This is a genomic window from Rhizobacter sp. AJA081-3, assembly GCF_017795745.1.
Classification (GTDB): Bacteria; Pseudomonadota; Gammaproteobacteria; order Burkholderiales; family Burkholderiaceae_C; genus Piscinibacter.
This window is the reverse complement of record NZ_CP059067.1, coordinates 4727437-4746958: the sequence shown is the minus strand read 5'-3', so window position 1 is coordinate 4746958 and position 19522 is coordinate 4727437. Positions and strand designations below refer to the sequence as shown.

Here is a 19522-nt window from a genome sequence, read left to right as displayed (position 1 = left end):
CCCATTCGCGTTTTCCTCTAGCGCGACCTCTCAGGGAATCTGGCGGGCGGTCGCCTCGAGCTGGTCGATGGCCGGTTCCAGCCCCTCGAAGAAGCCGAGCTCCTCATGGCGCGCCCGTGTCGCCTCGTCCGGGTGCATCACGGTGGCCACGTAGCGCGTGCCGCCCAGTTCATCGGCGAGGCTGATGACGGCCGTGAAGGCCATCCAGGGCGTGGCCGGCCGCCAGCCCCCGGTCAGTTGCGACGTGAAGACGAGCCGGGCCCCGGGCACGATCTCCAGGAACGAGCCCGGGTTGTCGCTGGTGCCGCCGTCAGGCCCCTGCATGAAGGTGTGGAAATCGCCGCCGGGGCGCAGTTCGAAGGCCTTGACCTGGGTGGTCCAGGGCTTCGGGCACCACCACTCCGCCAGCAAGGCGGGTTCCGTCCAGGCCCGCCACAGTGCGGCGCGCGGCGCATTCAACAGGCGGGAGATCACGAGGTCGGTCTGCATGGCGTCTCCTCAGCGCAGCGGGATCGGCGTGCCGCGGTCCACCGGCACCGCGGTCACGCTGTTCTGCGGCGAGCCTTCGATGACGCGGTCGGAGTAGGTCAGGTAGACCAGCGTGTTGCGCGGCTTGTCGACCATGCGCACGACGCGCAGCTTCTTGAAGACCAGAGAGATGCGCTCGCTGAACATCTCGTCCTGCTGGCGCAGCGGCTTGGGGAAGCTGATCGGGCCGGTCTGGCGGCAGGCGATCGAGGCTTCGGCCTTGTCCTCGGCCAGGCCCAGACCGCCCTTGATGCCGCCGGTCTTGGCGCGCGAGACGTAGCAGGTCACGCCGGCCACGTCGGGGTCGTCGTAGGCATCGACGACGATCTTGTGGTCGGGGCCGATCCACTTGAACACCGTGTCGACCTCGCCGACCGGTTCGGCGCGCGAGCTGGCGGCGCAGGCGGCCAGCGCGAGGGCGGCAATCAAGGACTTCGTCATCTCGGGCTCCGTGGCGATGGAGCCGAGCGTACCCGAGGCCGGGTCAGGCCGCAGCGACCCGGTTCAGACGATCGAGCGCGCCAGGGCGACGAGCACGAAGGCGCTGGCGATGCACAGCACGAGCGCCCAGTTCGGCAGATAGCCCTTGGGCGTGGGCGTCGCGCGGTGACGATTCTTGTCGTTCATGTGGTTTCCGGTCACTCCGTGCGCCGCTAAACGGCACTTTGACGGGTGAAACGGCCCCGATTGGTTCGAATGAACCTCCTTGTGCGAACTTCGTGCCAGCGCTGGCGAGGGCATTCAGCGGCGAGAAGAATTCCCGTAGAACGGCTCGCGAGCAGGTTCCTCGTCGAGGTAGTGGCGGTAGAAGTTCTTCACCTGCGGGAAGACTTCGCGGCGCAGCCAGCGCCGGTGGTTCTCGGCCTCGGTGCGCGGCTTCGACAGCGCCTGGGCGAGCTTCTCCAGCGTCGCGTCGCGGTCGATGCGGGTGAAGCGGCCGTTCTCGCAGACCAGTTCGCCGCCGACCATCACGGCCGCCACGTGCTGGGTCTTGGCGCGCTGGATCAGCGCGTCCAGCGGCGGGATGTCGTCGTCCTGGTAGGGGTACATGGCGCGGTCGAAGTCGATCACCACGGCGTCGAAGTAGCGGCCCGCGTCGAGCCGGCCGATGTCGGCGCCGAAGGCGGTGGTGTGGGCGCCGTGTTCGGTGGCCATGCGAAGCACCTGCGGGCAGCTGGGCACCTCGTCGTCGTCGAGCCCGGGCACGCGGTGCACGTTCAGCGCCAGGCGCAGCTCCTGCAGCATGTCGCGGTCGTCGTTGAGGCCGGCCTCGTCCAGGCCCATGCCGACGGTGATGCCGCGCTTCTCGTATTCCATCAGCGGCAGCAGGCCGCTGCGCAGGCGGAAGTTGCTGCTGCAGTTGTGGCAGATGCAAGTGCCGGTGTGGGCGGCGAGCTCGATGTCCTCCTCGGTCAGCCAGACGCCGTGGCCGAGCGTGAGCTTCGGGCCGAGCAGGCCGAGCTTGTGCAGGTGCTTGACGGCGGTGGTGCCGGTGCGGCGCTTCGCGTACGCCTTCTGCATCGCCGTCTCGAGCAGATGCATGTGCATCGGCACGCCGGCGGCGTCGGCCTTCTCCTTCATCGCCAGCAGGCCGTCGTCGCTGACCCAGTGCAGGTTGGCCGGTGCCAGCTGCATGCGCGTGAGCTCGGAGCGGTTCTCGGCCACCAGGTCGTCGAACAGCTGCATGAAGTCGGCGAAGGGCATGGCCTGCGCCTTCAGGTGCGCGGCCATCGCCGCGCCCACCTCGGGCGGCAGGCGGGCGCAGAAGTCTTCGTCGGCCTCGTAGACGAAGCGGTTCTGCTCGCGCACCGCGAAGCAGTACGAGGCGCGCATGCCGATGTCGCGGTAGGCGTTCAGCACCGCCGACGCCGTGTCGTGCACATGGCTGTAGGGCCCGCGCATCCAGCCGTGGATGTGCTGCACCGTGGTCACGCCGGAGGCCAGCATCTCGAACGCCGAGTACAGCGTGTCGAGGTAGGGGTCGATGTCGCGTGCCGACAGCCGGCTGGCGAACCACAGCTCCAGCGCGTAGTCGGGCGAGCCCAGCTGCAGCGGGGTCATGCCGACGTGGTGGTGGCTGTTGACGAAGCCCGGCAGCATCATGTGCTGCGGGTAGCGGGTTTCGCTCGCGCCGGGGTAGGCGGCGCGCATCTGTGCCGCCGGGCCGACCGCGATGACGCGGCCGTTGTCGTGGGCGAGGGCGGCGTCCGAGTGGATCACGGGCGTGTGCCGATCGGCCACGCCGGTGACGATCCAGCGGGCCGAGACGAGGGAGACGGTCATCGGGTTTCCTGTTCGAGGAAGGCGCGGTCGACCTCGTCGGCCAGCAGCTCGGTGAGCTGGCGGTGCAGGTCGACCATTCGCAGGTCGTGGGGGTTGCGCGGGCGCGGCAGCTCGACGCTCACCTCGTGCTTCACGCGCCCCGGCCGGGCGGTGAAGACGACGATGCGGTCGGCCAGCGCGAGCGCCTCGTCGATCGAGTGCGTCACCAGCAGCACGCTGGCGCCGCTGGCGCGCCACACTTCGAGCAGGTGGCCCTGCATGCGGGCGCGCGTCTGCACGTCGAGCGCGGCGAAGGGCTCGTCCATCAGCAGCACCCTGGGCTTCATCGCCAGTGCGCGGGCCAGCGCGACACGCTGGCGCATGCCGCCGGAGAGTTCGTGCGGCCGCCGCTGGCCCATGTCGCCCAGGCCGACCTGGCGCAGCAGGGCCTGGGCGCGGGTTTCGCGCTCGGCCCGTTCCACCCCCTGCAGCCGCAGCCCGAGAGCGACGTTGTCGAGCACGGTGAGCCAGGGGTAGAGCGAGGCCTCCTGGAAGATCATGCTGCGCTCGGGCGCCGGGCCGGCGACGCGCCTGCCATCACACAGCAACTCGCCGGCGCTGGGCTGCTCCAGCCCGGCCAGCATGTACAGCAGGCTGCTCTTGCCGCAGCCCGAGGGGCCGAGCAGCACGACGAACTCGCCTTCGCCGACCTGCAGCGAGAGCGACTCGACTGCGGTGACCGCGCCGGGCTCGCCCTCGTTCCAGATCTTGGTGACGCGGTTCAGTTGAATGGCGCTGCCCATCACAGGCCTCCCGCGGCGGCGGAAGGGCCCACCCACCACAGCACGCGGCGCTGCACCCAGCGCAGTGCCTGGTCGAAGGCGAAGCCGGCCAGGCCGATCAGCGTCATCGTGAAGAACACCAGGCTGGCGTTGAAGGTGTTGCGCGCCATCATCACCACCTGGCCGAGGCCGGAGCCCACGCCCACGGCTTCGGCGATCAGCACCACCATCCAGGCGGCGAACAGGTTCAGCCGCAGCGTCACGAACAGGCCCGGCAGGATGGCCGGCAGGATGACGTGGCGGAACAGCTGCCGCTTGGTGGCGCCCATGATGCGCGCCACGCGCAGGTAGCTCGCCGGCACCGCGTCGATCTGCGACAGCGTGGACAGCACCATCACGAAGAACACCGAGATGAAGACCAGGAACACCGCCGGCGGGTTGCCGATGCCGAACATGAACACCGCCACCGGCAGCCAGGCGACCGGCGAGATCGGCGCGAGCAGCGTGATGGTCGGCAGCGTGAGCTTGCCGAACACGCCGAAGTAGCGGATGCCCACGCCCACCGCCAGCGAGAGCACGAAGCCCAGCGCCAGCCCGGCCGTCACGCGCAGCGAGGTCCAGGCGATCACGCCGAGCACCGAGCCGAGGCTGCCGCCCGAGGACAGCGCGCCGGCGCGGTCGCCGTTCGGGTCGAAGAAGCGGAACTGGTCGGCCAGGTTCGCCAGGAACAGGTGCGGCGGCGGCAGCAGCAGCGGGTCGGCCCAGCCGCGCCACCAGGAGAACTCCCACACCCCGACGAACAGCCCGACCGAGGCGCAGGCCCACAGCGCGGAGCGCAGCCGCGCGAGCAGCGCCGAGGGGCGCTGCCGCGCGGCGGCGGCCACCGGCGGGGCCAGGGGCACGGCAGGCTCCACCATGGCAGGAACGGCAGCCATGGCGCGCCTCAGGCCGCCTTCAGCCTGAGCGAGTCGTACAGCGGCTTGTTCTCCTTGATCACCTGCTCGATCAGGCTCCAGTCGAGCGCGCTGGCCGGCATGGGCTTCTTCACGTAGCCCATCTCCATCATCGACTGGCCGCGCTCGGCGAAGAACTTCGCGTTGTGCCGCTGATCGATCATCACCGGCTGCTTGCTCTGCGCCAGCGTGGCCGCCTCGAGCGAGGTCTTGTAATAGGTGCCGACGGTGTCCTTCAGCGCCGCGGCCGGGTCCTTCTCTGCCTGGCTCTGCGCGACGAACATCGCCTTGATGACGGCCTTGATCGCCTGCGGGTTCTTCTCGATCAGCGGGATGCGCGCGGCCAGCACGCAGTCGGCGTAGTTGCGGCCGTAGACGTCGCGCCCGTCGGTCAGCACCGTGGCGCCCTTGCGCGAGGTCAGGCACTGCGTGGCGTAGGGCTCGATGTGGCAGACCGCATCGATGCCGCCGTTGATGAAGGCGGCGGCCAGCTCGGGCGAGGTGTTGAAGTAGGCCATCTTCACGTCCTTGAACGACATGCCGGCCTTCTTCAGGTAGTCGTAGGGCAGTACCTCCAGCGTGTCGGCCTGGAAGGTGCCGATGGTCTTGCCCTTCAGGTCGGCGGCGGTCTTGATGCCGTCGCGGCCGATCAGGATGCAGCCCTCGACGCCGGCGCCGGCCACCATGCGCACGGGTGCGCCGGCGTCCACCAGGGTGAGGAAGTTGGAATAGGGAATCACCGAGATGTCCACCTGGCCGGAGCCGAACAGCGTGACCACGTCGGTGGTGGTCGGCGTGACGACGAAGTCGAGCTCGACGCCGTCGGCCTTGGCCAGCTCACGCTTCTTCGCGAGGAAGATGCCCAGGTTGCACAGGCCCGCGCCGTGCGTGGCCTTGAGGGTGGTGGCTGCTGCCGCGTCCGTCGCGCCCAGCGCGGCGGCCAGCCCCGCGGGCAGGGCCACCGACACCGCGGTGGCCGAAGAGGATTTGAGGAATCCCCGGCGGGACAGGGAACTCAGTTGGGAATGGGTGTTGCCATGGCGCTCGCACATCGTCTCGACTCCTGAAGCCAGGTGCCTGCGAGCCACGCAAGAAATGGGACGAACCCGTTGGCCGACTCATTCTGCGAGCACGCACGCACTGAGTTCGGCACGCCAACCGGAAAGTGACGGACGGCCGTCACTGCGCTTGCGATGAGTGATGCATAGGCCGTGCCATGTGCCCTGCCCAGGAAGGCGGGCTGATGTCCTGTCCGGCGCGGTGCGATCAGCAGCCCTGCTGGTGCATGGCCTGCCCCGAGATGGTGAGCTTGGCTGCGCGGCGGTGAATCAGATCACCTTGCCGTCGCTGGGCACCAGCTCGCAGCCGGTGATGCGCCAGGCACCCTTGTGGCGCTCGAGCTGATAGACGGCGACCCACAGCGTGCCCTCGCCATCGGCCATCTCGACGGCCTGGATGACCGTGCGACCGTTGGCTTCGGGCTTCAGGAAGCCGACCGAGGCCGGCCGGTAGACCACCGGGTAGCCCTCGCGCACCATGTCGAGAAAGCGCTGCGGCGTGCCGAACATCTGGCGGATGCCGGGCGCTGCGAACGAGAAGGCGCGCCGCGCGTCGTCGGCCGCGAAGGCAGCGAGCTGGGCCTGGATGACCGCGCGCACCTTCTGCGCGTCGGCCCGGGAGACGCCGGCGGCCTGTGCCGACAGAGACACGGCCAGGCCGAGCGCAGCGATGGCGCGAAGCAGGGAACGAAGTGCGCGCGTCATGGTGACCCCCTCCGTGGACGGCGGCCCCATCCTCGCGCAGCCGCCCAGCCCTGTCCAGCAACAGGGTGTGACGGGCGCCGACCGCTACATGACCGCGCCGAGTTGCCAGGGCACGAACTCGCTCTGGCCGTAGCCGTGCCCCTCGCTCTTGGTCTGGCGGCCGGAGGCCGTCTCCAGCATCAGGCGGAAGATGCGCTCGCCCAGTTCGTCGATGCTGGCCGTGCCGTCGACCACCTCGCCACAGTTGATGTCGATGTCGTCTTCCTGCTTGAGCCACAGGGCCGTGTTGGTGCTCAGCTTCAGCGACGGCGAGGGCGCGCAGCCGTAAGCCGAGCCTCGGCCGGTGGTGAAGCAGATCAGGTTGGCGCCGCCGGCCACCTGCCCGGTGGCCGACACCGGGTCGTAGCCGGGCGTGTCCATGAAGACGAGGCCCTTGGCCGTGACGGGTTGCGCGTACTCGTAGACCTCGACCAGGTTGGTCGTGCCGCTCTTGGCGATCGCGCCCAGGCTCTTCTCGAGGATGGTGGTCAGGCCGCCGGCCTTGTTGCCGGCCGAGGGGTTGTTGTCCATCTCGCCGCCGTTGCGCGCGCAGTAGTCTTCCCACCACTTGAGTCGGGCGACCAGCTTGTCGGCGACCTGCTGCGACACGGCGCGCCGCGTCAGCAGGTGCTCGCCGCCGTAGACCTCGGGAGATTCGGACAGGATGGCCGTGCCGCCATGGCGCACCAGGCGGTCCACCGCGGCGCCCAGCGCCGGGTTGGCGCTGATGCCGGAATAGCCGTCGGAGCCGCCGCACTGCAGGCCCACGGTGATGTGGCTGGCCGGCACCGGCTGGCGCTGGACGCGGTTGGCCTCTTCCAGCATCCACTCGATCAGCTCGATGCCCTTGGCCACCGTCTTCTTCGTGCCGCCGCTGTCCTGGATGCTGAAGGTCTGCAGCTGAGAGCCCTCCTGCAGGCCTTCCTGCTCGAGCAGGCCGGAGATCTGGTTGGTCTCGCAGCCCAGGCCCACCATCAGCACACCGGCGAAGTTGGCATGGCGTGCGTAGCCGCCCAGCGTGCGGCGCAGGATCTGCAGCGGCTCGCCGTCGCTGGCCGTCGCGCAGCCGGCGCCGTGCGTCAGCGCGACCACGCCGTCGACGTTCGGGAATCGCTCCAGCGCCCGCGGGTTGACGTCGCGGCGGAAGTGGTCGGCGATCGCGCGCGCCGCGGTGGCCGAGCAGTTCACCGAGGTCAGCACGCCGAGGTAGTTGCGCGTGGCCACGCGCCCGTCGGGGCGCACGATGCCCATGAAGCTGGCCGGCTCGGCCGCGTACTCGGTCGGCTGCACGCTGGTGCCCACTGCGTAGTCGCGCGCGAAGCTGGCGAACTCCAGGTTGTGCGTGTGCACGTGCTGGCCGGGCGCGATGTCGACGCGGGCGGTGCCGATGATCTGGTTGTAGCGCCGCACCGGCGCTCCGGCGCGGATCGACCTCACGGCCACCTTGTGGCCGGGCGGGATCAGCCCGGCCACGGTGACACCTTCACCCTCCAGCAGCGTGCCGCCGATCAACTGCTGCTTGGCGATAACGACATCGTCGGCCGGGTGGATGCGGATGAAGGCGCTCATCGAGTCAGCCGTCGATGATCGCCGGGTCCCAGGCGTAGACCTTCTGGTTCTGCTCGCCCAGCTTCTCGATGCCCAGCCTGATGGTGTCGCCGGCCTTCAGGAACACCGGGCTCGGCTTCACGCCCATGCCCACGCCCGGCGGCGTGCCGGTGGAGATCAGGTCGCCGGGGTACAGCGTCATGAAGCGGCTGACGTAGCTCACCAACTGCGCCACGCCGAAGATCATCGTCTTGGTGCTGCCGTTCTGGAAGCGGTGTCCGTTGACCTCCAGGAACATGGCCAGGTTCTGCGGGTCGCCCACTTCGTCGCTGGTGACCAACCACGGGCCCACCGGGCCGAAGGTGTCGCAGCCCTTGCCCTTGTCCCAGGTGCCGCCGCGCTCGATCTGGTACTCGCGCTCCGACACGTCGTTGATGACGCAGTAGCCGGCCACGTGGCTGAGCGCCTCGGCCTCCGACACATAGCGTGCCTTGCTGCCGATGACCACGCCGAGCTCGACCTCCCAGTCGCTCTTCACCGAGCCCTGCGGCAGCACCACCGGGTCGTTCGGGCCGACGCGGGCGCTGATCGGCTTCATGAAGAGGATCGGTTCCTTCGGGATCGGCAGGTTCGACTCCGCCGCGTGGTCGGCGTAGTTCAGGCCGATGCACAGGAACTTCTCGCAGCCGCTCCACGGCGGCGCGATGCGCCCGGGCTTCTCGACCAGCGGCAATGTGCTCGGGTCGAGCGCGCGCAGGCGGTCCAGCCCCTTGGGCGTGACGGTGTGCGCGGTGATGTCGGCGAGCACGCCGGACAGATCGCGCACATGGCCCTGCGCGTCGACGAGGGCAGGCTTCTCGGCGCCCTTGGCGCCATATCGCATCAACTTCATGTTCTTCTCTTCAGGTTAGTTGGACCAGCCGCCGTCGATGACCTGGGCGGTGCCGGTGGTGAAGGACGATTCGTCGCTCGCAAGATACACCGCCAGCGCGGCGATTTCTTCCACGCGGCCGAGCCGGCCCATCGGCTGGCGTGAGATGAACGCGGCCTCGACCTGCGCCAGCGTCTGGCCGCTCGCCTGGGCCTGCGCCGCGATGCGGTCGCGCAGCGAGGGCGACTCCACCGTGCCCGGGCAGATCGCGTTGCAGCGCACGCCCTTGGTGATGAAGTCGGCCGCCACCGCCTTGGTCAGGCCGATCACCGCCGCCTTGGTGGTGCCGTAGACGAAGCGGTTCGGCGCTCCCTTGATGCTGCCGGCCACCGAGGCCACGTTGATGATCGAGCCGCCGCCCTTGGCCAGCATGCCGGGCACGAAGGCCTTGATGGTGCGGAATTGCGAGCGCACGTTGAGGTCGAAGGCGAAGGCCCATTCCTCCTCGGTGCAGTCGAGCACCGAGCCGGCGTGCACGAAGCCGGCGCCGTTGAAGAGGATGTCGACCGCGCCGGCGCTCTTCGCTGCGGCGGTGATGGCCGCCGGGTCGAGCACGTCGAGGCGGCGCGTGGTCACGCCGGGCGTGCCTTGCAGCGTGGCGAGCAACGCCTCGTTGAGGTCGGTGGCGATCACCGCGGCGCCTTCGCGCACGAAAGCCTCGGCGACGGCGCGGCCGATGCCTTGCCCGGCGGCAGTGACGAAGGCCGTCTTGCCGGCCAGTCGTTGGGTCATGGTCTTCTCCTGGGTCGAAACGGAAAACGAGTCGGATTCACAGGCCCATCGTGCGCGGCAGCCACATCGAGATCGAGGGCACGTAGGTCAGCAGGATCAGGCTGCCCAGCAGCGGCACGAGCCAGGGCAGGATGGCCATCGTGGTGCGCTCGACGCTGAGCTTGGCCACCCGCGCCAGCACGAACAGCACCATGCCCATCGGCGGGTGCAGCAGGCCGATCATCAGGTTGAGCACCATGATCAGCCCGAAATGCACCGGGTCGACGCCGAGCTGCCGCGCGATCGGCAGCAGGATGGGCACGAGGATGGTGATCGCCGCGGTCGGCTCGAGGAAGCAGCCGACGAACAGCATCAGCAGGTTGGCCATCAGCAGGAACAGCCACGGCTCCTTGGTCACCGCCAGCACCCAGGCGGCGATCTGCGCAGTGACGCCGGTGGCGGTGAGCATCCAGCCGAAGATCGAGGCGGCGGCGACGATGAACATCACCGTGGCGGTGGTCTCCACCGTGTCGAGGCAGACCTTGACGAACATCTTCCAGCGCATCGTGCGGTACCAGGCCAGGCCCAGCACCATCGACCACACGCAGGCGGCGATGGCGCCTTCGGTGGGCGTGAACAGCCCGGTCGTCATGCCGCCGATCAGCAGCACCGGCGTCATGATCGGCAGCACCGCCTGGAAGCCGAAGTAGCGGTCGGCGGCGAACAGCACCACCAGCGCCACCGCCACGGTCAGCTGCGGCTGCATGCCTGCCTGTACCAGGCCCCACACCGCCAGCGGCCAGCCGGCCACCACCGCCATCTCGATCAGCGCCTTGCCGAAGCGCGAGCCGGAGAACTTGACGTCGCCACCCCAGCCGTTCTTGTGCGCGAAGTAGGCCACCGTGATCATCATCAGCAGCGCCATCAGCACGCCGGGCAGGATGCCGGCGAGGAACAGCGCGCCCACCGACACGTTGGCCATCATCGCGTAGATGACGAAGGGCAGCGAGGGCGGGATGATCGGGCCGAGCGTGGCCGACGCAGCCGTCACGCCGACGGCGAACTCGGTGGCGTAGCCGTGGTCCTTCATCGCCTTGATCTCGATGGTGCCCAGGCCGGCTGCGTCGGCGATGGCGGTGCCGCTCATGCCGGCGAAGATCACCGAGCCGACCACGTTGACGTGGCCCAGGCCGCCCTTGAGCCAGCCCACCAGCGCCAGCGCGAAGTTGTAGATGCGGTTGGTGATGCCGGCGTTGTTCATCAGGTTGCCGGCCAGGATGAAGAAGGGCACCGCCAGCAGCGGGAAGCTGTCGATGCCGCCGATCATGCGGTGCACCACCGTCAGCGCCGGCTGGTTGCCCGAGACCAGGATGTAGATCAATGAGGAGCCGGCCATCGCGATGGCCACCGGCAGGCCGCTGGCCATCAGCACGAGGAAGATGATCTTGAGCATGTCAGCGGTCTTCCATCGTCGTCTCGGGCCGCTCGAGCACGCTGTAGCCGCGCTGCACGTGCACCTTCATCACCCACACGGAGCGCAGCGCCATCATCGCCAGGCCGAACAGGCACACGCCGTAGACGATGTTCATCGGCAGGTCGATGATCGTCATCTGGTAGCTGCCCATCTTCTGCATCATCTGCGCCGTCAGCACCACCATGGCGGCGAAGAACGCGATGCGCAGCACGTCGACCACCAGGGACATCGCGCGGCACAACGGTGCCGGCAGGTAGCGGTACAGCAGGTCGACCTGGATGTGGTTGTTCTTCGCCACGCCGATCGACGCGCCCACGAACACGGTGCCGATCAGCAGGTAGCGGGCGATCTCCTCGGTCCAGGAGGCCGAGTTGTTGAGCGCGTAGCGGGTGAAGAACTGGTAGAACACCACCGCGCCGAGCGCCCAGAAGATCGCCAGCGAGACCCAGCCCTCGATGGTGGTGTGCGACAGGTCGACGGCTTCGTCCGTGGCGTGGAACTCGCCGTCGTCCCCCATCACCTTGGGCAGGGCATCGATATCCATGTCACTTGATCGAGACGATGCGGTCGTAGTCCTTGCGATCGTGGCCGAGCGACTCGACGGACTTGTTCTTCAGCACCGCGTCGACGAAGCTCTGGCGGTTGATCTGGTGCACGCCCAGGCCCTTCTTCTTGAACTCGTCGACCAGCTCCGACTCGCGCTTCTTGATCTGCGCGCTGGCACGCGCCGCGGCCTCCTGCGTGACCTCGGTGAACATCTTCTTCTCGGCGTCGGAGAGCGTGTTCCACACGTGCGGCGCGATCTGCGTGGTCAGGCCGTCGACGATGTGGCCGGTCAGCATGATGTGCTTCTGCACCTCGTAGAACTTCTTCGCCTCGATGGTGGTCAGCGGGTTCTCCTGCGCGTCGACGGTGCCGTTCTGCAGCGCCAGGTAGACCTCGGCGAAGGCGATCGGCGTCGGGTTGGCGCCGCAGGCCTCAGGCGTGGCGCGATAGGCGGGCACGTCGGGCACGCGGATCTTGATGCCCTTCATGCCGGCGCAGTCGGTGAACGGCTTCTGCGCCGTAGTGTGGCGCGCGCCGTAGTAGGTGTACGCGGTGATCTGGATGCCGGTCTTGGCGCGGTAGCCCTCGACCATCTCCTTGAACACGTCGCTCTTCGCGTAGGCCAGCAGGTGCTCGCCGTCGCGGAAGATGAACGGGTAGTAGGCGATGCCCAGGCGCGGGTAGCTGCGTGCGGCGAACGAGGTGCCGCTGATGATCATGTCGACCGTGCCGAGCGTCATGCCCTGGTTGATGTCGGTCTCCTTGCCCAGCGACGAGGCGGGGAAGACCTGGATGTCGAACTTGCCGTTGCTGCGCTTCTTGATCTCGGCGGCGGCCCACACCGATTCGGTGTGGTACGGCTCGCTGGTCTCGTAGACGTGCGCCCACTTGAGCTGCTTGGTCTGCGCGAAGGCACCGCCGGCGGCGGCGAGGGTGAGGGAGGCCAGCAGGCCCTTCCAAACGAGTTTCATGGTCTGTCTCCTGGGGGGTTGAACGCTCTGGCGGCGTGTTGCGGTTGAATGAGGAAGGCTCAGTCGCAGACCAGCTGCACCTTGGTGCTGCGGCTGCGGTCGGCGGCGAGTGCGAAGGCTTCGGCGGCGCGCGACAGCGGCAGCTGCGCCGACAGCAGCGGCCGCACGTCGACGCGGCGCGTGCGCAGGTACTGCACGGCCCAGTCGAAGGCGTGTGCGGCGCGGAAGGCGCCGACGTAGTCGAGCTCGCGCGCCATGATGCTGTTGGCCGGGAACTGCACACCTTCGGCGGGCAGCGTGCCCACCTGCACGATGCGCCCGCCGCGGCGCGTGGCCGAAAGGCAGGTGGCCAGCGCGGCCGGGCTGCCGGCGGCCTCGATGGCGATGTCGGCGATGTCTGCCAGCGAAGCGGCTTCGATCTGGTCGCTGCGGATGACGCGGTCGGCGCCCACCTGTTGCGCAATGGTCAGCGGCCGGTCGGCGATGTCGCAGACGATGACCTGCGCGGCACCGGCCAGCCGCGCGGCGATCACGCACATGCTGCCGATCGTGCCGCCGCCGGTGACGAGCACCGTCTTGCCGGTCAGCACGCCAGCGCGGTGCACCGCGTGCAGGCCAATCGACAGCGGCTCGGCGCAGGCCAGCTCGCCCAGCGAGATGTCCTCGTGCACCGGCGTGAGCTGGGCCTGCCCGAGCACGAAACGCTCGCGGAACAGGCCCTGCGCATGCGGGAACACGCTGGCGCTGCCGAGAAAGAACATCTTGCGGCACAGGTTGAAGCGTCCGCCGAGGCAGTAGTCGCACTGGCCGCAGGCGTGCGACGGGTTCACCGCCACCTTGTCGCCGGGCTTGACGCGCGTGACCGCGGAACCGGTGCGCAGCACGATGCCCGAGGCCTCGTGTCCCGGGATCAGCGGCTCGCGCAGCACGAAGGCGCCGACGCGGCCGTGGCCGAAGTAGTGAAGGTCGGAGCCGCAGATGCCGCCGGCGCCCAGGCGCATCTCGACCTCGTGGTCGCCGAGCGCGGCATCGGCCACCTCGTCGAGCCGCAGGTCCTTCGCGGCGTGGATCCGGCAGGCGAGTGTCATCGTGCGGCCTTTCTCTTGCGGGATGCCGGCTTGGCCGGCGCCTCGGTTTCGGCTTGCCAACCCGCCATGAAGCGGTCGTGCGAATTGGCCAGGTGGCGTGCCATCGCTTCGCGGGCGCCCTGCGGCGACTGGTGGGCGATCGCGTCGACCACGGCGCGGTGCTCTTCGATCGCGTCGGCCCAGCTGTGCGCCGTCTCGAAGTGGCTGCCGAGCTGCTCGAACAGCGGGTTGTGGCGCTCGTCGAACAGCTCGCTGACCACGCGCAGCAGCACCGAGTTCTCGCAGGCCTCGGCGATCCGCGTGTGGAACAGACGGTCGCCCTCGGTGGGGGTGTGGCTGGCGGCCGCCTCCTGCTCCATCACCTCGATGGCCTCGCGCAAGCCGGCGACCTGCGGCCGGCGCATGTGCAGCGCCGCGTAGGCGGCCAGCTCGCTCTCGATGAGCTGACGCGCGCGGATGGTCTCGAGCGGGCTCTCGGCCTCGTGCGCCGGCGCTGCGGCGCGCGCGCCCGGGTCGGCGGCGCGCACGTAGATGCCCGAGCCCATGCGCACCTCGACGCGGCCCTCGACCTCCAGCGCGATCAGCGCCTCGCGCACCGAGGGGCGCGACACGCCGAGCTGCACCGCGAGATCACGCTCGGGCGGCAGCCGGGCGCCGGCCGGAAACTCGCCGCCGTCGATCAGCACGCGCAGCTGATCGGCGATCTGGCGGTACAGGCGGCGGGGCTCGATGGTCTGCAGCGGCATCGGGAGTGGGAAACTCAGGCGGTCAAGTGGCCTGACCAATTGATGAAGGATAGGGCCGGCCGCGCCGCGCCTCAACGCCGGGATTACCCGGGTGGACCGGCGGCGAATGCATGTATCGAAACACCCTAGGGGGCCGCGGATGGGGCTCCGTCAGAATCCCCGTTGGTCCATGGAGAGCGAGAGATGGAAAAGACCTGGTTGAAGCAGTACCCCGCGGGCGTGCCGGCGAACATCGACGTCGAGCAATACCCTTCGCTGGTGGCGCTGCTCGAGGAGAGCCTGAAGAGGTACGCCTCGCTGCCGGCCTACAAGTTCATGGGCAAGGCCATCAGCTTCGCGCAGGTCGACGAGGCATCGCGCGCGCTGGCGGCCTACCTGCAGTCGCTGGGCCTGGCCAAGGGCGACCGCGTGGCGATCATGATGCCCAACGTGCCGCAGTACCCGGTGGCGGTGGCCGCCATCCTGCGCGCCGGCTACGTGGTGGTGAACGTCAACCCGCTGTACACGCCGCGCGAGCTCGAGCACCAGCTGAAGGACTCGGGCGCCAAGGTCATGCTGATGGTCGAGAACTTCGCGACCACGATGCAGCAGGTGATCAACGCGGTGCCGACCAAGAAGGTCATCCTCACCGCGCTGGGCGACATGCTGGGCTTCCCCAAGTCGCTGATCGTCAACTACGTGGTGCGCAAGGTGAAGAAGATGGTGCCGGCCTTCGATCTGCCGGGCGCCGTGAAATTCAACGATGCGCTCTCGCAGGGCCGCGGCAAGACCTTCAAGCCGGCGCAGGTGGGCCCGGACGACATCGCGGTGCTGCAGTACACCGGCGGCACCACCGGCGTGAGCAAGGGCGCGGTGCTGCTGCATCGCAACCTGGTGGCCAACATCCTGCAGGCCGAGGCCTGGTATCAGCCGGCGCTCAAGAAGATCCCGAAAGGCGAGCAGATCAACACCGTCTGTGCGCTGCCGATCTATCACATCTTCGGCTTCAACACGAACATGATGCTGTCCATGCGCATGGGCGGCTGCAACATCCTGATCGCCAACCCGCGCGACCTGCCGGGCGTCTTCAAGGACCTGGCGCGCGAGAAGTTCCACAGCTTCCCAGCCGTCAACACGCTGTTCAACGCGATGGCCAACCACGCCGACTTCGGCACGGTCGACTGGAGCAGCCTGGTGATCTCGGTGGGTGGCGGCATGGCCGTGCAGAGCGCCACCGCCAAGCTGTGGCTCGAGAAGACCGGCTGCCCGATCGTCGAGGGCTACGGCCTGTCGGAGACCTCGCCCTCGGCGACCTGCAACCCGGTGGACAGCACGTCCTACAGCGGCAACATCGGATTGCCGATGCCCAATACCGAGCTGACGCTGCTCGACGACGACGGCCGCGAAGTGCCGCTGGGCACGCCCGGCGAGATCGCGATCAAGGGCCCGCAGGTGATGGCCGGCTACTGGCAACGCCCCGACGAAACGGCCAAGGTGATGACGGCCGACGGCTTCTTCCGCACCGGCGACATCGGCGTGGTCGACGAGCGCGGCTACTTCAAGATCGTCGACCGCAAGAAGGACATGATCCTGGTCAGCGGCTTCAACGTCTACCCGAACGAGGTGGAAGACGTGGTCACGCAGATGGACGGCATCCTCGAGTGCGCTGCGATCGGCGTGCCCGATGCGAAGGCGGGCGAGGCGGTCAAGCTGGTCATCGTGAAGAAGAACCCGGCCGTCACCGAGGCCGACGTGCGCGCCTACTGCGAGGCGCACCTGACGGGCTACAAGCGGCCGAAGATCGTCGAGTTCCGCACCGAGCTGCCGAAGACGCCGGTGGGCAAGATCCTGCGCCGGGAGCTGCGGGACAAGAGCTGACCGCATGGCGGTCGGCTCTTGCGGCGCAGGGTCACATTGCGCAGCAATGTGAGCCGGAGCCACAGGGCCTGATCGCAAGGCCAGTCGAGCTCATGCGACACTGATCGCATGAGCCGTATCGCCATCGTCAGCGCGATGCACGAGGAGCTTCGTGCACTGCTTCCCGCCCTCGAGAAGCCGCAACGCGCCGAGTTCGCCGGGCGCCAGTTCCACTTCGGCCAGATGCAGGGCCAGCCGGTGGTGATGGTGCTCTCGGGCATCGGCAAGGTGGCCGCGGCCACCACCGCCGCGCTGCTGCTGCAGGAGATCGACGTGCAGCGCATCATCTTCACCGGCGCGGCCGGCGGCCTCGGCACCGGCGTGCGCGTGGGCGACGTGGTGATCGCGCGCGAGCTGCTGCAGCACGACATGGACGCCTCGCCGCTGTTCCCGCGCTTCGAGGTGCCGCTGACCGGCCGCTCGCGCTTCGGCACCGACCGCGACCTCAGCGATTCGCTGGCCGCCGCCGCGCTGCATTGCCTGAACCATGCCGCCGAGCGCATCGGCGAGACGCACCTGGCCGACTTCGGCATCGACAGCCCGCTGCTGCACGAGGGCCTGGTGATCAGCGGCGACCGCTTCGTCGCCACCGCCGCCGAGAGCGACACGCTGCGCGCCGCGCTGCCCGACGCGCTGGCGGTGGAGATGGAAGGCGCGGCGCTGGCCCAGGTGTGCGCCGATTTCGGCCGGCCCTTCGCGGTGATCCGCACCGTCTCCGACCGCGCCGACGACAGCGCGCATGTCGACTTCAACCGCTTCATCGCCGAGGTGGCGAGCGTCTACACGCGCGAGATCCTCGGCACCTGGCTGTCGGGCCGCGTCGACTGAGTGAAGACGGTGCTGCGCTGGCTCTGGCGCGCCGTGCGCAGCGCGCTGCTCGCGCTGGCCGCGGCGGTGCTGTTCATCGAGGAATGGGGCTGGCGGCCGCTGACCGCCTGGGCCGCCCGGCTGGCGTCATGGCCGCCGCTGGCGCGCCTGGAAGCCCACATCCGCACGCTGACGCCGCGCTGGGCACTGGCGGCCTTCCTCGTGCCGGCGGTGGCGCTGTTCCCCGTGAAATTGCTCGCGCTGTGGGCCATCCACGCCGGCCAGGCGGCGCTGGGAATCGCCGTCATCGTCGCCGCCAAGTTGCTCGGCACCGCGCTGGTCGGGCGGCTGTTCATCCTCACCGAGCCGCAGCTGATGCAGTTCGCCTGGTTCGCCGCTGCGCTGGGCTGGTGGCGGCGCACCAAGGAGCGTGTCAAGGCCGCGGTGCACGCCCTGCCGGTGTGGCGACAACTGCGCGCGGCCCTGCGGCGCTGGCGCCTGTGGTGGCGCCGCCGCGCCCGCGGCTGAGCACCTGCGGCACACTCTCGCCCGTGCCGCCCCGCTTCCACGTTCCCCTGTCCCTGCACGCCGGGGCCGATCTCGACCTGCCCGATGCTGTGGCTCGCCACGTGCAGGTGCTGCGCCTGCAGCCGGGCGCGCCGCTGACGCTGTTCAACGGCGAGGGCGGCGAATGGTCGGCGCAGGTGCTGCAGATGGGTCGCCGCGAGGTGAAGGTGCGCGTCGGCACGCACACGCCCGTCTCGCGCGAGCTCGGCGTCGCCGTCACGCTGGCCCTGGGCGTGCCCGCCAACGAGCGCATGGACACCCTGGTCGAGAAGGCCTGCGAGCTCGGCGTCGAGGCGATCCAGCCGCTGATGTGCGAGCGCTCGGTGCTGCGCCTGGCCGGTGAACGCGCCGACAAGAAGGTGCAGCACTGGCAGGCCGTCGCGGTGTCGGCCTGCGAGCAGAGCGGCCGCACACGCGTGCCGCGCATTGCGCCGCTGCGCACGCTGGCTGACTGGCTCGCCGCCTTGCCGGCGCGCTCCGACGGCGCGCGAGTGCTGCTCAGCCTGCGCGAGCCGGGGCCGCTGCCCGTCGCCGCCGCACTGCGCGAGCTGACGGCGCTCAGCGGCCCCGAGGGCGGCCTGAGCGACGCCGAGGAGTCGGCGGCGGCCCTGCGCGGCTTCGCCCCCGTGTCCCTCGGTCCGCGCACCCTGCGCGCCGACACCGCGCCGCTGGCGCTGCTCGCCCACCTTGCCTTGATGTCTGAAGGATCCGCTTGAACTTCCAGCTGCTGCTGCTCGCGCTGTGCCAGGGCTTCCTGCTCACCAACAACGTCACCTTCATCGCGATCAACGGCCTGGTCGGCCTGAGCCTTGCGCCGGTGCCGTGGATGGCCACGCTGCCGGTGGCCGGCTACGTGGCGGGCGGTTCGCTGTGCGCTTCGCTGGTGGCGCGGCACCAGCGCGCCTACGGCCGGCGCCGGGCCTTCCAGCTCGGTCTGCTGGTGGCGATGGCGAGCACGGCCTTGTGCGCCTACGCGGCCTCGTCGCACAACTTCTGGCTGCTCGTCGCCGCGACGATGGTCGCCGGCTACTACAACGCCAATGCCGCGCTGTACCGCTTCGCCGCCACCGAGCTGGTCGAGCCGGCCTTCAAGGAGCGCGCGATCTCCTGGGTGCTGGCCGGCGGCATCCTCGGCGCGGTGGTCGGCCCCAACCTGGCCAGTGCGACGCGCGATGCGCTGCCCGTGGCCTTTGCCGGCGCCTATGCCTCTCTGGTGGGCATCGCTGCGCTGTCGCTGCTGACGATGTCGTTCATCCGCTTCCCGCCGCTGCCGCTGCCCAATGCCGCGCACCCGGGCCGGCCTCTGCGCGAGATCGCGCGCCAGCCGGTGTTCATCGTCGCGGTGATGGCCTGCGCGCTCGGCTACGGCGTGATGAACCTGCTGATGGCGGCCACGCCGATCGCCATGGCGCAGTGCGCGCACCCGTTCTCCAGCGCGGCCCTGGTGCTCGAGTGGCATGTGCTGGGCATGTTCGTGCCGAGCTTCTTCACCGGTTCGCTGATCCGCCGCTTCGGCGCGCTGCCGGTGATGGCGGTCGGCGTGCTGCTCAATGCGCTGTGCATCGCGGTGGCGCTGTCCGGCGTCGATCTGATGCAGTTCCTGGTGGCACTGTTCGCGCTGGGGGTGGGCTGGAACTTCCTCTACATCGGCGGCACGACCCTGTTCACACAGGCCTACCGCCCCGAGGAGAAGACCACCGCGCAAGCGGCGATGGACACGGTGGTGATGGCCACGATGACGCTCACCTCGCTGGGTTCGGGCGCGCTCATCACCACGCAGGGCTGGACCTGGCTGAACCTCGGCTCGATCGTGCCGGTGCTGCTGATCGCGGCGGCGCTGGGCTGGCTGGCGTTGCGCCCGCGGGCCGGTGCGGTGGCGCCCTGATTCCGCCGACATCGCGCAGAATGCG

Annotated in this window: 21 protein-coding genes; 5 read left to right on the top strand and 16 right to left on the bottom strand. The window is 69.2% G+C overall.

The genetic code is table 11. From position 1 onward, the window contains the following. Positions 1 to 30: 30 nt before the first annotated feature. The 16 genes from HZ992_RS22505 to HZ992_RS22435 form a co-directional block, all read right to left on the bottom strand. A complete protein-coding gene (locus HZ992_RS22505; RefSeq protein WP_209384022.1) occupies positions 31 to 489 on the bottom strand; it encodes an SRPBCC family protein in 459 nt (152 codons plus the stop codon). A 9-nt stretch (positions 490 to 498) separates the two neighbouring features. Continuing rightward, the gene (locus tag HZ992_RS22500; protein WP_209384020.1) at positions 499 to 969 is read right to left on the bottom strand and encodes a CreA family protein; all 471 of its coding nucleotides are present in this window, start codon (positions 967 to 969) and stop codon (positions 499 to 501) included. Between the two features lie 63 nt (positions 970 to 1032). Beyond that, positions 1033 to 1155: a hypothetical protein gene (locus tag HZ992_RS26000; RefSeq protein WP_256440733.1), complete on the bottom strand. Its 123-nt coding sequence runs from the start codon at positions 1153 to 1155 to the stop codon at positions 1033 to 1035. A 114-nt stretch (positions 1156 to 1269) separates the two neighbouring features. Next, a complete protein-coding gene (locus HZ992_RS22495) occupies positions 1270 to 2811 on the bottom strand; it encodes an amidohydrolase family protein (protein WP_209384019.1) in 1542 nt (513 codons plus the stop codon). After that, a complete protein-coding gene (locus tag HZ992_RS22490) occupies positions 2808 to 3593 on the bottom strand; it encodes an ABC transporter ATP-binding protein (protein ID WP_209384017.1) in 786 nt (261 codons plus the stop codon). Before HZ992_RS22490 ends, HZ992_RS22495 begins: the two co-directional genes overlap by 4 nt. Beyond that, on the bottom strand, positions 3593 to 4507 hold the full coding sequence (locus tag HZ992_RS22485; RefSeq protein WP_209384016.1) for an ABC transporter permease: 915 nt from the start codon (positions 4505 to 4507) through the stop codon (positions 3593 to 3595). The genes HZ992_RS22490 and HZ992_RS22485 overlap by 1 nt, the downstream gene beginning before the upstream one ends. Before the next feature lie 8 nt (positions 4508 to 4515). Next, positions 4516 to 5577: an ABC transporter substrate-binding protein gene (locus HZ992_RS22480; protein ID WP_209384014.1), complete on the bottom strand. Its 1062-nt coding sequence runs from the start codon at positions 5575 to 5577 to the stop codon at positions 4516 to 4518. A 276-nt stretch (positions 5578 to 5853) separates the two neighbouring features. Further along, entirely contained in the window at positions 5854 to 6288 is a 435-nt protein-coding gene (locus HZ992_RS22475; protein ID WP_209384013.1) for a DUF4864 domain-containing protein, read from the bottom strand. An 84-nt stretch (positions 6289 to 6372) separates the two neighbouring features. After that, positions 6373 to 7896, bottom strand: coding sequence for a UxaA family hydrolase (locus HZ992_RS22470; RefSeq protein ID WP_209384012.1), 1524 nt, complete (start codon positions 7894 to 7896; stop codon positions 6373 to 6375). A gap of 4 nt (positions 7897 to 7900) precedes the next feature. Next, on the bottom strand, positions 7901 to 8767 hold the full coding sequence (locus HZ992_RS22465) for a fumarylacetoacetate hydrolase family protein (protein WP_209384011.1): 867 nt from the start codon (positions 8765 to 8767) through the stop codon (positions 7901 to 7903). Between the two features lie 15 nt (positions 8768 to 8782). Beyond that, positions 8783 to 9538: an SDR family oxidoreductase gene (locus HZ992_RS22460; RefSeq protein WP_209384010.1), complete on the bottom strand. Its 756-nt coding sequence runs from the start codon at positions 9536 to 9538 to the stop codon at positions 8783 to 8785. Positions 9539 to 9575: 37 nt separating this feature from the next. After that, complete coding sequence (locus HZ992_RS22455) at positions 9576 to 10970, bottom strand: TRAP transporter large permease (RefSeq protein WP_209384009.1); 1395 nt, start codon at positions 10968 to 10970, stop codon at positions 9576 to 9578. 1 nt (position 10971) lies between these two features. Next, complete coding sequence (locus tag HZ992_RS22450) at positions 10972 to 11535, bottom strand: TRAP transporter small permease (RefSeq protein WP_209384008.1); 564 nt, start codon at positions 11533 to 11535, stop codon at positions 10972 to 10974. 1 nt (position 11536) lies between these two features. Further along, a complete protein-coding gene (locus tag HZ992_RS22445) occupies positions 11537 to 12508 on the bottom strand; it encodes a sialic acid TRAP transporter substrate-binding protein SiaP (RefSeq protein WP_209384007.1) in 972 nt (323 codons plus the stop codon). 59 nt (positions 12509 to 12567) lie between these two features. After that, positions 12568 to 13596 (bottom strand): L-idonate 5-dehydrogenase, encoded by a 1029-nt coding sequence (locus tag HZ992_RS22440; protein WP_209384006.1) that lies wholly within the window; start codon positions 13594 to 13596, stop codon positions 12568 to 12570. Continuing rightward, on the bottom strand, positions 13593 to 14342 hold the full coding sequence (locus HZ992_RS22435; RefSeq protein ID WP_209384004.1) for a FadR/GntR family transcriptional regulator: 750 nt from the start codon (positions 14340 to 14342) through the stop codon (positions 13593 to 13595). Before HZ992_RS22435 ends, HZ992_RS22440 begins: the two co-directional genes overlap by 4 nt. Before the next feature lie 183 nt (positions 14343 to 14525). On the opposite strand from HZ992_RS22435, the gene HZ992_RS22430 reads away from it, so the two are divergent. From HZ992_RS22430 to HZ992_RS22415, 5 genes are all read left to right on the top strand, one after another. Beyond that, positions 14526 to 16199, top strand: a complete 1674-nt coding sequence (locus HZ992_RS22430) for a long-chain-fatty-acid--CoA ligase (protein WP_209384003.1) — start codon at positions 14526 to 14528, stop codon at positions 16197 to 16199. A gap of 108 nt (positions 16200 to 16307) precedes the next feature. Next, positions 16308 to 17066 (top strand): 5'-methylthioadenosine/adenosylhomocysteine nucleosidase, encoded by a 759-nt coding sequence (locus tag HZ992_RS22425; RefSeq protein WP_209384002.1) that lies wholly within the window; start codon positions 16308 to 16310, stop codon positions 17064 to 17066. Positions 17067 to 17075: 9 nt separating this feature from the next. After that, a complete protein-coding gene (locus tag HZ992_RS25915; RefSeq protein WP_245213209.1) occupies positions 17076 to 17573 on the top strand; it encodes a hypothetical protein in 498 nt (165 codons plus the stop codon). Between the two features lie 23 nt (positions 17574 to 17596). Then, positions 17597 to 18328, top strand: coding sequence for a 16S rRNA (uracil(1498)-N(3))-methyltransferase (locus HZ992_RS25910; RefSeq protein WP_245213207.1), 732 nt, complete (start codon positions 17597 to 17599; stop codon positions 18326 to 18328). Next, on the top strand, positions 18325 to 19497 hold the full coding sequence (locus HZ992_RS22415; RefSeq protein ID WP_209384000.1) for an MFS transporter: 1173 nt from the start codon (positions 18325 to 18327) through the stop codon (positions 19495 to 19497). Before HZ992_RS25910 ends, HZ992_RS22415 begins: the two co-directional genes overlap by 4 nt. The last annotated feature ends 25 nt before the right edge of the window (positions 19498 to 19522 follow it).